The sequence below is a fragment of the Leptolyngbya sp. CCY15150 genome (genome assembly GCF_016888135.1).
Taxonomy (GTDB): domain Bacteria; phylum Cyanobacteriota; class Cyanobacteriia; order RECH01; family RECH01; genus RECH01.
The window spans coordinates 14,476-27,001 of sequence record NZ_JACSWB010000151.1; the positions used below are offsets into that span (position 1 = coordinate 14,476).

Genomic DNA, 12,526 nt, shown 5'->3' on the forward strand with positions numbered 1-12,526 from the left:
TGCTAGGACACTAAGTAGGTATACTGACCCAGCGATCGCTCATAGTGTTGCAGCAAGAGCTGGGATTCTTCTAGGCTAATCCGGTTTTCGTTCAGGGACTGTTCGGTTTGTCGGCGAATACTTTCGATTAAGTCCTCTGCGTCGTATTGCACATAGCCCAACACCTCGGTCATCGTATCGCCTTTCACCACATGCTCAATTCTGTACCCCTTGGGGGTGAGCTGGATGTGGACGGCGTTGGTGTCGCCAAAGAGGTTGTGCAGGTTGCCCATAATTTCCTGGTAGGCACCGCCTAGGAACATGCCCAGAAAGTAAGGTTCCCCAGCCTGCAGCGGATGCAGTTCCAGCACCGACTTCACATCTCGTAGGTCGATAAAATGGTCAATTTTGCCATCACTATCGCAGGTGAGGTCGGCGAGGGTGCCCCGCTGGGTAGGTTCTTCATCCAGGCGATGGATGGGCATGATGGGAAACAGTTGATCGATCGCCCAGCTATCGGGAGCCGACTGGAACACCGATAGGTTGATGTAGTAGATCGAAGCCATGATCTGTTCCAGCGCCTCTAGGTCATCGGGCACGTAGTCTTGCTGGCGGACAATGACTAGGATCTTCTTGCAGCAGCTCCAGTAGAGTTGCTCGGCGCGGGCGCGATCGCTCAAGCTTAGGTAGCCAAAGGTAAACAGGCTGATGGCTTCGTCTTTAAACTGGGTGGCATCGTGGTACATCTCCTGATAGTTCTCAGGACGGATGGACTGATAGGTTTCGTAAAGGTTGCGGATAATCAGATGTTCATCGGCGGTGGCGGCAGCGGGGAGGGCGGTGGCGGCATCACTGCTGCCCAAGACGTCAAAGACCAGGACGGATTGATGGGAGGCGATCGCTCTGCCGCTTTCACTAATCAGCGTGGGCATGGCCACCTGTCGTTCTTGGCAGGCTTCTTTGACCTCAGCGACTACATCATTGGCATAGTTCTGCATGTTGTAGTTTTTGGAGGCGTAGAAGTTGGTTTTAGAGCCGTCGTAATCCACGCCCAAACCACCGCCAACGTCGAGATACTTCATGTCTGCTCCCAGCTTGGCCAATTCCACATAAATTTGGCTGGCTTCCCGAATGGCTTCCTTGATCACCGCGATGGAGGAAATCTGAGAGCCAATGTGGTAGTGCAAAAGCTGTAGACAGTGGAGCATGCCCTCTGCTTTGAGGCGGTTGACGGTGTGGAGAATTTCGGGAATGGTGAGCCCAAACTTGGCGCGATCGCCGGCCGAAATGCCCCAGCGACCTTCACCCTTGGTGCTCAGCTTGGCCCGCACGCCCAGCAGCGGTTCAATGCCCAACTGCCGACTGGCGGCAATCACCAACTCCACCTCATCGGCCTGCTCCAGTACAATCAAGGGCGTTTTACCCAAGCGCCGCGCCAGCATCGCCGTTTCTACATAGTCTCGATCTTTATAGCCGTTGCAAATCAGCAACGAGCCGTCGTTATCTAGAGTGGCCAGCGCAATCAACAGCTCCGGCTTAGAGCCCGCCTCTAGCCCAAACTGGTGGGGTTTGCCAAAGCGCACCAAGTCTTCAATCAAATGGCGCTGCTGGTTGCATTTGACCGGGAAGACGCCTTGGTAGACGCCGTTGTACTTATAGCGGGCGATCGCTTTACTAAAGCAGGCACTCAGCCGTTCAATCCGGTCTTCCAGAATGTCGGAAAACCGGATCAAAATCGGCAAGGAGAGATTCCGTTGCTTGAGGGCGGTTACCAGTTCGTAGAGATCTAACGATCCGCCGCGATCGCCCTTGGGAGAGACGGTGACATGACCAGCAGCGTTGATGGAAAAATAGGGTTCCCCCCAGCCTCGGATGCGATACAGTTCTTCGCTATCTTCAATGGTCCAGCGGGTCGTTCCCGGCGGCGTGGGATGAGAATCGGCATTAGGATCTAGAATCTTGGGCGATTCGGTAGACGGAGTGACCATACTGAACCTGACCTCGCAATCTTTCTTCAACGAGTTGTCCTGTCTATCCTATCGTGTTGTTTTGAGAATCCGGGGGCGATCGCCCGGCTTGACCCTGAGTTTTTTCAGACTTTCCAGCCAACTACTTTACAAAGGGTATGCTTTTGCTGAGCATAGAAAAGGTCTTGCACTCGTGTTGCAAGCATTGGCATAGAAGACTACGCGGCAATCAATTGTAAAGACGTATCGTTAGGAGTTTGACATCGTGGAACGCACCTTTATTGCAATTAAGCCAGATGGCGTGCAGCGTGGGCTAATTGGTGAAATCGTGAGCCGCTTTGAAACCAAGGGGTTCACCTTGGTGGGCATGAAATTTATGATGGTGACCCGTGAGCTAGCTGAAGAGCACTACGGTGTACACCGGGAACGTCCCTTCTTTCCTGGTTTGGTCGAGTTCATCACCTCGGCTCCCGTGGTCGCCATGGTGTGGGAAGGAGACGGTGTAGTCGCCTCTGCCCGTAAGCTCATTGGCGCAACCAATCCGCTCACGGCCGAACCTGGCACCATTCGCGGTGACTTTGGGGTCAGCATTGGACGGAACATCATCCACGGATCGGATGCGATCGAGACGGCTCAGACCGAAATTGCTCTGTGGTTTAAAGATGGCGAGCTAGCCAATTGGGAACCCACGATCAAGCCTTGGATTTACGAATAAACCAACGCTCCTAGCGGCTGTCAAACCTGAATGAGCTCTAGTAGGGTGGGCATTGCCCGCCCTGTCACGTTTCATCAAGATAGTTGGTTTCCATCTGCATAGATGTCCATCGGTTCTCCGACGAAGACCACTACTTAGACCAAGCGGGTAAGCTGAATGCGATACCGTTCCTTTTTGGTCACCGCCACCTCGCCAATCTCTAGCCGTCCCTTGCCACGAATAGCGACCAAGTCTCCAGATTTGATTTGATAGCTAGACTGGGTCACGTCTCGCCAATTGACCCGCACATCTCCCGCGCTAATCAGATCCACCATCTTGCTGCGAGACATGCCGAAGCCCGCAGAGGCGATCGCATCCAAGCGCATGGAAGCTTCAACGGTGGTCATTTCCTTTTTCCGAGGCTCCCGCACCTTCAGGTCGCTCAGCTCAATCCGCCGCGTTTTCACCGGCACCGATCGCACCTGGGTGAGGCTCAGTTCCAAAAATTCAACCAAATCTGGCGCGACGATCGCTTGGGCTCCCCGTTCGCCCAGCACCACAATATCGCCCACCTTGCCGCGCACAATGCCCGTACCAAGAAGGGCACCCAAAAAGTCGCGGTGGCTAGCAGCATCGAACAAAAAATTGCCGGCAATATCGAGGGCGGCCAGGGCAACCTGATCTTGGTCTAAAGGCAGATCTGAACGAGCGATCGCGGCTCGACAGCGCTCTGCCTGAGGATAGCCACCCCAAGCAACCACCTGCACTTCGGTGAGCGGCCGAAACATGGTCTGCACCTCCAGCCATTCCGGCGGCGACAGAAAATCGGTCATCACAACCTCCCACGTCCGCAGGGCCTGCTCCGCTTGGTCAATAATGCGGGCAGCACTGTCGCGATTCTCAACGCGGGCAAGCAATTCATCTTTTGGCAACATGCACTCAACCTATGGCTACGGCCCGGCACACTTCAACCCTGGGCGCTTTCGGGACTAATTGTCGTGATTCATTGTAGCCAATGGCGAATCATCGTGAGGGGATTCGCGATCCAGCCCAGCATCTTAAGGAAATCTAAGATTTGTACACGCTATATGGAGCGATGAGGAGACGGATTCAGCGCTTTCCATAGCTTATGGCGATCGCAATTGCAAGCACCTATTGGCTGAAATGCTTATTCTAAAAGGAGTTTGAGCGATCGCCCCGATCTATACACCATCCTGGGACGACAGGTTAGAGTTTGCTGACTTTTATCATGTTTCTTAATATAATCAAGAGGAATCCAACGTAAGAATAAAAAAAGTTCAGTATCCCTGACTACAAACTTAATCTTTCAACGATTAATAACTAGGATTCACGGTGAGCTTTTATCCTTGTTGGCCTCCTAGTTACCGCTATTTACAACAGCAGAGGGTGAATCATGATTCAAGCCATTGCCTATTCCCTAGACTTTGTTCAAGACGAAGCTCGCCAATTAGTCTATACCGGTGTCATCAGCCGCCAACAGCCCATTTACGTGCTCTGTCGCTATATTCCAGCTCGGGAGTGGGCGTGGATTGAAGACGAACTAGAGCGCAGTGGGTTTTTGCTGCGCGATCGCATTGGCGACTTGCTGGGTCGCGAAGAGTGGGATAACGATTAAAATTCCCCGCCCGTACAACCCGTACAGCTAGTACAACCAACCCATACCTCAGCCACCTATCAGGTTTTCAGGCTTGCTTGCATTCATGGCACCTAGGGCGATCGGGCACTGTCACCCGATCGCCTTTGTCCTCTCAGGGGTTAAGTTAGGATGCACAGCCCCTGAGCAGATGGTGTCATGACTCGCGTACTTAGGTATTGGCGGGGCGATCGCCGTCGGGTTGCTCCAGCTCTTGACGAATCTGGATGATCTCTTGGGTGAGGTCTACAAGGTCAGTCTGAATATCTAGGGGAATGGTGGGCTCGTTGGCGCGATCGCCCGTCGAGCCTGGGGCCGATGATCCATAGGAGCTGCCAGAGGAAGGGTTCATCACCGTTTCCACGAAGCGCCGGGCTTCTTGTTCCGTTTGCTCGCCTTTAACAGCCCATTCTTCGGTGAGCTGATTCAGATCGCCCCGCTGAATCCTAGAGAAGGTTTCACCGTACTGCTGGGGATGCTGTAGAGCTTCTACAAGGGCAGCCGTTGCGCCAAGGGTGACGCGAAATCCTTGTTGAATAGTCTGGGACGCGGTGTCTAAGTTCATAAGAATGGTTGAGAGTGATTGGGAACGATGGGATGGTTTAACGTTCAACGGGCAGGCTACGGTGGCCCGGTGAAGCCATCTACGTGCATTCTAGCGGCGATCGCTGGCTAGACTTGCTCTAAATATTGATTGAGATCGTCTAGAATGCGCGTTAGTTCTGCTTCGGTGCTGAGGCGGATGCGCTCATCCCGAATGGTGATCAGGACTTTGGCTGCAAAGGGGCTGGGCCAAATATTGGGGTTGCAGAAGATTTCTAAAAAGACGTCGCCGGTATGCTGATACTCAATCGGTTTCTGTGGCTTAGGCTTGTTCCCTGGTTTACTGCCTTCTAGGGCGATCGCTTTCAGTTGGTTAATCAGATCATTGAGGGCCTTGTGCAGGTCGCGGGCTGCTTCTGGGGAAAAACTAAAGGCTACGGAGCCGTCACCCAGGTTAAGCCGAAGGGGAATAGATGCCATGGCAAGATCAGTCTTGGAATAAAGAACAATGGTGATAGGTGACCCTATCGTTATAGAGATCGGAATAGATATCGGATAGATAGTTGCTGGATGGATCCGTGTTGAGGTGGTGCCAATGCCCTGAAGACTTGCGCCATGCCGTTGGTGCCTCTGCTGGATGTCAGGGACTTGGAGCAGAGCAAGTCAGCTTGATCCTTGACCTAACGAGAGGGGACACCCCACCAAGCTAGGGCATAGGATTGGATCGGCTCGTTGGCTTGATTGCGGTAGACAACGCGAAGTTTATAGCGCCCCGTGGCTGGAATCTGATAGAAAATATGCTCGGTGCTGTCTACAGCGCTCACGGATGACCAAATGCGATCGCTTGTATCCGTTGCATCAGCAGGCATCAAGTACAAATCCAGGTTATTGAGTCCCCCGTCGATAAACGTTTCGTCTACGTCAAAAAGCTCGTTGCCATTGCGATCGCTGAGGGTTACCTGGCGATTCCAAGCAAGGGTCACCGATAGATAGCTATTGGCCGCTAGGGGCGTATTGAAGACGTAATCTCGATACGCTGGCGCATCGTTCGTCAACCCCACCTGATCATAATCCCACCCGATCGCCGCAATGGGATCGGATGCTTTCCATTGTCCGCCGCTAAATTGTTGATAGGCCCGAAATGCATTCAGGTGTCCTGTTCCCAGTTCCGCATCAAGGGGAATGGCTGGGTTGGTGTAGGCATCGGACTCTAGCCAGTTGCGGTTACGCTGGTCAATAATGGTGCGTCGCATTCCTAGATTGAGTCCATCGCCCTCATCTTCAATCTTGTCGGCAGAGTTGAGTAAAATCACCTTGCTAACTTCTGACTGACGGGAGTCTAGGCTCCAGTTGGGGGATTCGTTCCGCAGTTGGCGATCGCCAAATTCTTGAATCAGCGCCACGGCGGCGGTCACGTGGGGTGCGGCAAAGCTGGTGCCGGTACTGCGAGTTGTAGTGCCATCAGGGTTAAACATTTCAATGCCGGTGCCCGGTGCCACCAGCGTAATCGAGCGGCGGGCGCCCACATTGCTTTCCAGCTCGGGCAGTCGTCCAATCACCACCTCTGGTTCACTGCCTAGGTTGGAGACATCGACTTTGATAAATTCCCCATCAATCTGCCGAGAATTGGAGACATTCATGCCGTTGAAATTATCCGTGGGAATGGGAATCCCACCCCGTCCTTGGTTGCCAGCAATCACGTACAGCACATTATGGATATTGGCAGACCAGTCAATACATTGCGTGAGTAACGCATTACCATCAAGCCGCGCATCAGGACGCGGATCGCGCAGCAGGGACTCACCAAAGCTAAAGTTGATGGCTCGGACATCATCGCCATTTTGCAGCGCTACAGTTTGAGAGGCAAGGCATTCCAGCGGTTGACCATTCCCCGGCATAAAGCCAGCGGCAGCAGAATAGAGCCGGGCTCCTGGAGCCACCCCTGTCAGCGACTTATCGGTGCTAATCATGACGCTGGCAACGTTGGAGGCGTGGCCGTCCACATAGTCGTTGGCACTGGCGGGCTCGTCTTGAAAAAAGACCTGACTCAGCCGCACGGCAAAATTTTCGGGAGCTGTTTTGTCCAGGCCAAACATGGGAGGACGACCAATTTCGACTTGCCCAATACTAATTTTTGCGCCGGTAATATTGTAGGGATCATCATGCAAGCGCCGGGCATCAATGCCGTCTTCTCCCACGGAGGTGATTAAGGCTAACGCTGGAATACCGATTAAGGATGTAGCGAGGCCGCCGATAAACCAGAGGGTTCGCCGCGCGATGTGTGCTTGAGCCATGGACTGTCATACTCCGCCAAATTGCTGAATTCTCATGGGAACGATAGGGTTCGGGGATCAATCCTATTCAAGGCGTGGGACTCACTTTGCTACACTAAGGTCAAGACACCGGAAAGCAGGAGAGACCTATGAGCCACGCCCAAACCGCTAAGCAAACTGTAATTGCCCCATCCATCCTATCAGCAGATTTTAGCCGCCTTGGCGAAGAAATTCAGGCGGTTGATCAAGCTGGAGCCGATTGGATCCATGTGGATGTGATGGACGGTCGGTTTGTGCCCAACATCACCATTGGTCCCCTGATTGTAGAAGCGATTCGCCCGGTGACCCAAAAGCCGCTCGATGTCCATTTGATGATCGTTGAACCTGAGAAGTATGTGGCAGATTTTGCCAAAGCTGGAGCAGACATCATCTCCGTCCATGCTGAACACAACGCTTCTCCTCACCTGCACCGTACCCTGGGGCAAATCAAGGAACTAGGCAAGCAAGCTGGGGTGGTTCTGAATCCTGGTACGCCGCTAGAGCTGATTGATTATGTGCTAGAACTCTGCGATTTGGTGCTGATCATGAGCGTGAACCCTGGGTTTGGTGGACAAAGCTTTATTCCTGGTGTGTTGCCGAAAATCCGTCAGTTGCGTCAAATGTGCAACGAGCGCGGTCTCGATCCTTGGATCGAAGTAGATGGTGGCTTGAAGGCTAACAATACCTGGCAGGTGCTGGAAGCTGGTGCCAATGCTGTGGTAGCGGGTTCTGCTGTGTTCAAGGCTCCTAGCTATGCCGAAGCCATTGAAGGGATTCGCAACAGCAAGCGCTCTGAGCCAGAATTGGCTAAGGTCTAAACGCTAGATGGCTCTGTGGTGCTGTGGTGAGGGGGTTACCTCTCAACCAGTTCATAGGTCATAGATTGAGTTGAATACATGACACAACAACGGGCGATCGCTTAGAAGCGATCGCCCGTTTGTCATACCTAGCTTGCTACACCTTATAGACACCGCTATGTCTAGGATCCTTACTCTTGGGGCGATCGCCCGGCTTGCAGCCCCGTTGGTGTCCACTGAATGGCCCCATCTCGTCCGCTGAGAACATAGGAGCGATCGCCTTGCTCAAACCAATCTGCCACCGGAGGCTCTAGGGCGTTGCCGGGAGCGATCGCAAGCTGCGGTTGAATCTGCTCTAGCAACTCTGGGCTAGATAGGCTACCGCTCCACGCCAGCACCTCAACTTGGCTGGGCAGTGAGACGGCTGAGAGTTGGGGATCATCTGAGGCGTTTAGCAGCAGCCAGGTATGCCCTTCTAGCGTGAGGGTGGCGATCGCTCCGTTGGCTTGGATATGGAGATCGGCGACGCCCAATTGAGCAATGCTAGATAGGGTCTGAGCGGTGATCTGCTGCTGGCTGAGCAGCGGGGTGATTAAGGAGGGTAAGTCTGCATCCGTGGCTTGGCTGAAGGATCGAACCGGCATGGCTTGCAGGAGCCGGTACCACCCGGATTGCGGTGAGGGCGGTTGAAGGGCGATCGCCCAGTCGAGATGATTGACGCCCTGTTGTCGCAGAAAGGGCAGCAGGCTGTATTGCACATCGGAGTCGCTGCCGCTGTTGATTAAGCCGGTCTGTCCGCGATACTGCCATACCACCACGGGCTCGCGGCTAGGGAGCAGGGTGATCTGAAATTGGGTAGTTCGGGCATAGGTGGCGGGAGCAATCACCAGGGCGATCGCCACTAGACCAGCTATCCACCAGGATTTTCGCCAAGGCGCGATCGCCCATACCAAGATAAACAGGCTGTAGATGCCCACCACTTGCCACACGCTGACCTGACCGATGGCATAGTTGTGTCCAGGCAGGCGGTTGAAGGCCGCCACGCTATGGATCAAAGCTTCAACGGGCCAAGACAGCAGCCCAACGATATAGCCTCCTACCGCAGGGCTGACCAGGGCGATCGCTCCGGTGATCATGCCGCCCAGGCTGGCTGCCCACACCAAAGGCGTCAACAGGATATTGGCTGCAATGCTGTACAGTGGCATGACGCCGAAGCTATAAAGCTGCACCGGGATCGTCCAGATCAGGGCAGAAATGGGGATGGCGATCGCATTGGCAGGATTCGGAGGCAACCAGTCCAGCCGTTTGGTCATGGGTTTCACGGTCACTACCAGGCCCAGGGTGGCCAAAAAGCTGAGCTGAAAACCGAGATCCCAGATCCACATGGGGTTGATCAGCAGCAGCAGGGTGGCGGCGGTCAAGATCGATCGCAGAGAATTAACCTGCCGTTGATGCACCATCCCCAATAGCGCCGCTAGACCCATGAAACTAGCGCGTAAAACCGAGGCATGGAAGCCGGTTAACCCCACGTAAAGGGTGAGAATGGTGGCAGCGATCGCCAATTGTCGCCGGGGCGCAAAGCCTTGGCTTAAGGTCAACACCAGGCCCAACAGGAGGGAAACATGAAACCCAGAGGCTGCTAAGGTGTGTGCCATGCCGGCCTGAGCAAACTGCTCATAGAGATCGTAGGGCAAGTCCACCGCCCGTCGTCCCAATACCATGCTGCTCACCAACAGACCGCCCCGTCCTAGGCGTTCGACCTGGGCACGAATCATCCGCTGCCGAACGGTCTGCAGGGTTTGTTGACCATAGGTAAACCCAAACTGGAGGGCGGAAATGGGGTAGTGGCGCTGGGGTAAGACCTCCACAGTGCTCCCCCGAAGTCCAGCAAAGCTGCCTTGGCGGGCTAGGTAGGCCTGGAAGTCAAAGCCGCCCTGGATCTGAGCTGGTTGGGGTTGGTATAGATTGCCTGCGATCGCCACCTCTTGCCCCAGGGTTAATCCTGTGCCCTGTAGGAGTGGCACGGTGACATAGAGTTTGCCCGTTTGCTCCAGGGAGGGTTGATCGTTGCGCTGGGCTTCTAGCACCTGTAGCCAAAAGCGTACGGACTGGCTGCGGGTCATGCGGGGTTCATCGGCAATTCTTCCCCAGACCTGCACGGCCTGTTGAGGATGGTCGGCAGTCACCCAATGGCTAATATCGGCGGTTTGTGGCGTCGGTATCCGCCAATAAAAATACCCAAACCCCAGCAGGGCAATGAGTCCTGCACAGGCCCAGACTTGTACACGGGGGCCCGTTCGCCACCAGCGGGGTAAGAGCGCCACCGCGGCCAAACTCAGGACGAGAATGGCGATCGCCCCCCTGGGCACCCCCAGCCATGATCCAGCTATCCCACTCAAAAGCAGTCCGACCAAATAGGCCAGACATAAGACAACACTGTTTCGCATAGTTCCCTAATCAATGCACCCGTCGCTGCTGTCCAACAGGTCTGCGCGCAACGGGTGGTCTTGACTAGGGAAGCGAGAGGAAACCTCGTCTAGCTCTAGATCTTGTCTAGATGGATAGCCCTAGCTTGAGCCCCAGCGCGGCGTGCAGAACCATGAGACAGAGTGCAGCACTGCCTAAATAGGCATGGGCCGATCGCAGCCCAGGTTTATTCTTCCCAAAGCCCGTGGCAGCGATCGCACCATTGGTCACCAAGAGCAAAATCACCACGGATCCTGTCCAAAAGTGAGGGCTTTCGAGAATCGGCTGCTGCTGCATCACGAGGGATAAGATGCCGCCGGTGTAGCCCAGGATGATAAACAGCGTCATCAAGGGGGCAACTTTGGCATGGCCATCTAAGCTTTTGACTTTTTCTTCCCCATCCTCCAGCGATCGCCCTCGCCAGCCGGAGAGACCCACAGCGCTACCCATGGCAATCACCACAATGCCCATCATCAAAGGGTGTCCCCAATGCACAATCGGCTCTGGGGTACCCAAGCTGCGAAACCAAGCCGCGATCGGCTCTAGTAGTTGACTCAAACTCTCTGACATCGTGTGTTCCTCGTTGGATTCGGCAGTCTTAACGGTTCGTTACCGATTATTCTACCGATCTCCACTGATGGGGGGCTAAATCATGGCTAGCTTGTCGATAGAAGGGCGATCGCCCCTGGCGTAGAGGTGTGTTAGGGGGCGATCGCTGGCTGAGCTGTCTCGGCTAGCAACGGAAATCCCATCGCCTCTCGTTGCTTTAGATAGAGATGGGCCACCTTCCTAGCCAAGGTGCGCACGCGGGCAATGTAGCGGGTGCGCTCGGTGACGGAAATCACCCCTCGGGCATCCAGTAAGTTGAAGGTGTGGGAGCATTTCAAAACTTGGTCGTAGGCTGGCAACACCAGGCCCTGCTCCATCAGCCGTTCTGCTTCCTGTTCGTAAATGCCAAACAGGGTAAACAGGGTCTTGGGATCCGATGCCTCAAAGTTATAGGTAGAGCTTTCTATTTCTGATTGCAAAAACACATCGCCGTAGGTGACTTGGTCATTCCACTGGATGTTGAAGATGGCATCCACGTTTTGTAAGTACATGGTCAGCCGCTCCAGCCCGTAGGTGATTTCAATGGACACCGGCCGGCAGTCAAGTCCCCCGCACTGCTGAAAATAGGTGAACTGGGTGACTTCCATGCCATCCAGCCATACTTCCCAGCCAACGCCCCACGCACCCACGGCCGCATCTTCCCAGTTGTCTTCCACAAAGCGAATGTCGTGGTCTTCCGGTTTAATGCCCAGGGCCTTCAACGAGTCTAGATACACATCCTGAATATTGTCTGGGGATGGCTTGATCAACACTTGGTACTGATAATAGTGCTGAACCCGATTAGGATTCTCGCCATAGCGGCCGTCGGATGGACGACGGCAGGGCTCCACATAGGCCACGGCCCAAGGTTCCGGGCCAATGGCTCTTAGAAATGTATGGGGACTCTTGGTGCCCGCGCCCTTTTCTGTATCGTAGGGCTGCACGATTAAACAGCCGCGATCGCCCCAAAATTGATTCAGCGTTGCAATAACTGTCTGAAAGTTCACGAGCCTCTATCCTCAATCTCTGATCTACCACGCCCCATTCTCCCCTACTCTCTAGGCCATCCCAATCCCTAGATGCCAAAATCCCTGGTCTTAACCCCATATCAGGACATAGGGGAGCCCATTAGCAGGCAGGCGCTCTTGTATTGAACGTATTGATTGAACGTATTGAGGGAATAGGGGCAAAGCGTTGAAAAAAAGATTTGAGATTGTTTTGATGAGGGCTAGAAGAGCGAAATGGCTTAATCTACAAGGCTTTCAGAGGTTGTGTAGGAGGGAAAACCGGGAAGCGATCGCAGCTTTTTTCCAAGAAAAATGGCATGTTTTTCCATGAAAACCTTGCCTCTAGAGCCTGAAACGTTTTTTGGGCAAGGCTTTTGGGTGATCTGTCTAAATAAAGGCAGGGGAGTTGACAGACCCGGCTGGGTTGGATATATTGGTTAAGCGCCTGAGGGAAGGGCAACGAAAGCCGCCCGGACTGAGGGAGACCGAACCGATAAAACGAAATAGTTTGAAAGCCAG

The 12,526-nt window shown here is 54.1% G+C and carries 11 protein-coding genes; 3 read left to right on the plus strand and 8 right to left on the minus strand.

The window, feature by feature from the left end:
* Nucleotides 1–2: 2 nt before the first annotated feature.
* Nucleotides 3–1,967, minus strand: a complete 1,965-nt coding sequence (gene speA / locus JUJ53_RS07040; protein WP_204151285.1) for a biosynthetic arginine decarboxylase — start codon at nt 1,965–1,967, stop codon at nt 3–5.
* 244 nt (nt 1,968–2,211) lie between these two features.
* Here speA and ndk point away from each other — a divergent pair, with 244 nt between their 5' ends.
* On the plus strand, nt 2,212–2,661 hold the full coding sequence (ndk, locus tag JUJ53_RS07045; protein ID WP_204151286.1) for a nucleoside-diphosphate kinase: 450 nt from the start codon (nt 2,212–2,214) through the stop codon (nt 2,659–2,661).
* Nucleotides 2,662–2,795: 134 nt separating this feature from the next.
* On the opposite strand, the gene JUJ53_RS07050 is transcribed toward ndk, so the two are convergent.
* Nucleotides 2,796–3,575, minus strand: a complete 780-nt coding sequence (locus tag JUJ53_RS07050; protein WP_204151287.1) for a photosystem II S4 domain protein — start codon at nt 3,573–3,575, stop codon at nt 2,796–2,798.
* Nucleotides 3,576–4,054: 479 nt separating this feature from the next.
* Here JUJ53_RS07050 and JUJ53_RS07055 point away from each other — a divergent pair, with 479 nt between their 5' ends.
* Entirely contained in the window at nt 4,055–4,276 is a 222-nt protein-coding gene (locus JUJ53_RS07055) for a DUF4327 family protein (RefSeq protein ID WP_204151288.1), read from the plus strand.
* Between the two features lie 190 nt (nt 4,277–4,466).
* Here JUJ53_RS07055 and JUJ53_RS07060 read toward each other — a convergent pair whose 3' ends face one another.
* The 3 genes from JUJ53_RS07060 to JUJ53_RS07070 form a co-directional block, all read right to left on the minus strand.
* The gene (locus JUJ53_RS07060) at nt 4,467–4,859 is read right to left on the minus strand and encodes a hypothetical protein (protein WP_204151289.1); all 393 of its coding nucleotides are present in this window, start codon (nt 4,857–4,859) and stop codon (nt 4,467–4,469) included.
* A 107-nt stretch (nt 4,860–4,966) separates the two neighbouring features.
* The gene (locus JUJ53_RS07065) at nt 4,967–5,317 is read right to left on the minus strand and encodes a hypothetical protein (RefSeq protein WP_204151290.1); all 351 of its coding nucleotides are present in this window, start codon (nt 5,315–5,317) and stop codon (nt 4,967–4,969) included.
* A 200-nt stretch (nt 5,318–5,517) separates the two neighbouring features.
* Nucleotides 5,518–7,131, minus strand: a complete 1,614-nt coding sequence (locus JUJ53_RS07070; protein WP_204151291.1) for a S8 family serine peptidase — start codon at nt 7,129–7,131, stop codon at nt 5,518–5,520.
* 128 nt (nt 7,132–7,259) lie between these two features.
* Here JUJ53_RS07070 and rpe point away from each other — a divergent pair, with 128 nt between their 5' ends.
* Nucleotides 7,260–7,967, plus strand: coding sequence for a ribulose-phosphate 3-epimerase (rpe, locus tag JUJ53_RS07075; protein ID WP_204151292.1), 708 nt, complete (start codon nt 7,260–7,262; stop codon nt 7,965–7,967).
* Nucleotides 7,968–8,137: 170 nt separating this feature from the next.
* Here the strand turns inward: rpe and JUJ53_RS07080 are convergent, their stop codons facing one another.
* The 3 genes from JUJ53_RS07080 to glyQ form a co-directional block, all read right to left on the minus strand.
* A complete protein-coding gene (locus JUJ53_RS07080) occupies nt 8,138–10,393 on the minus strand; it encodes a ComEC/Rec2 family competence protein (RefSeq protein WP_204151293.1) in 2,256 nt (751 codons plus the stop codon).
* A gap of 106 nt (nt 10,394–10,499) precedes the next feature.
* A complete protein-coding gene (locus JUJ53_RS07085; RefSeq protein WP_204151294.1) occupies nt 10,500–10,982 on the minus strand; it encodes a DUF4079 domain-containing protein in 483 nt (160 codons plus the stop codon).
* A gap of 131 nt (nt 10,983–11,113) precedes the next feature.
* Nucleotides 11,114–12,007: a glycine--tRNA ligase subunit alpha gene (gene glyQ / locus JUJ53_RS07090; protein ID WP_204151295.1), complete on the minus strand. Its 894-nt coding sequence runs from the start codon at nt 12,005–12,007 to the stop codon at nt 11,114–11,116.
* Nucleotides 12,008–12,526: the final 519 nt, after the last annotated feature.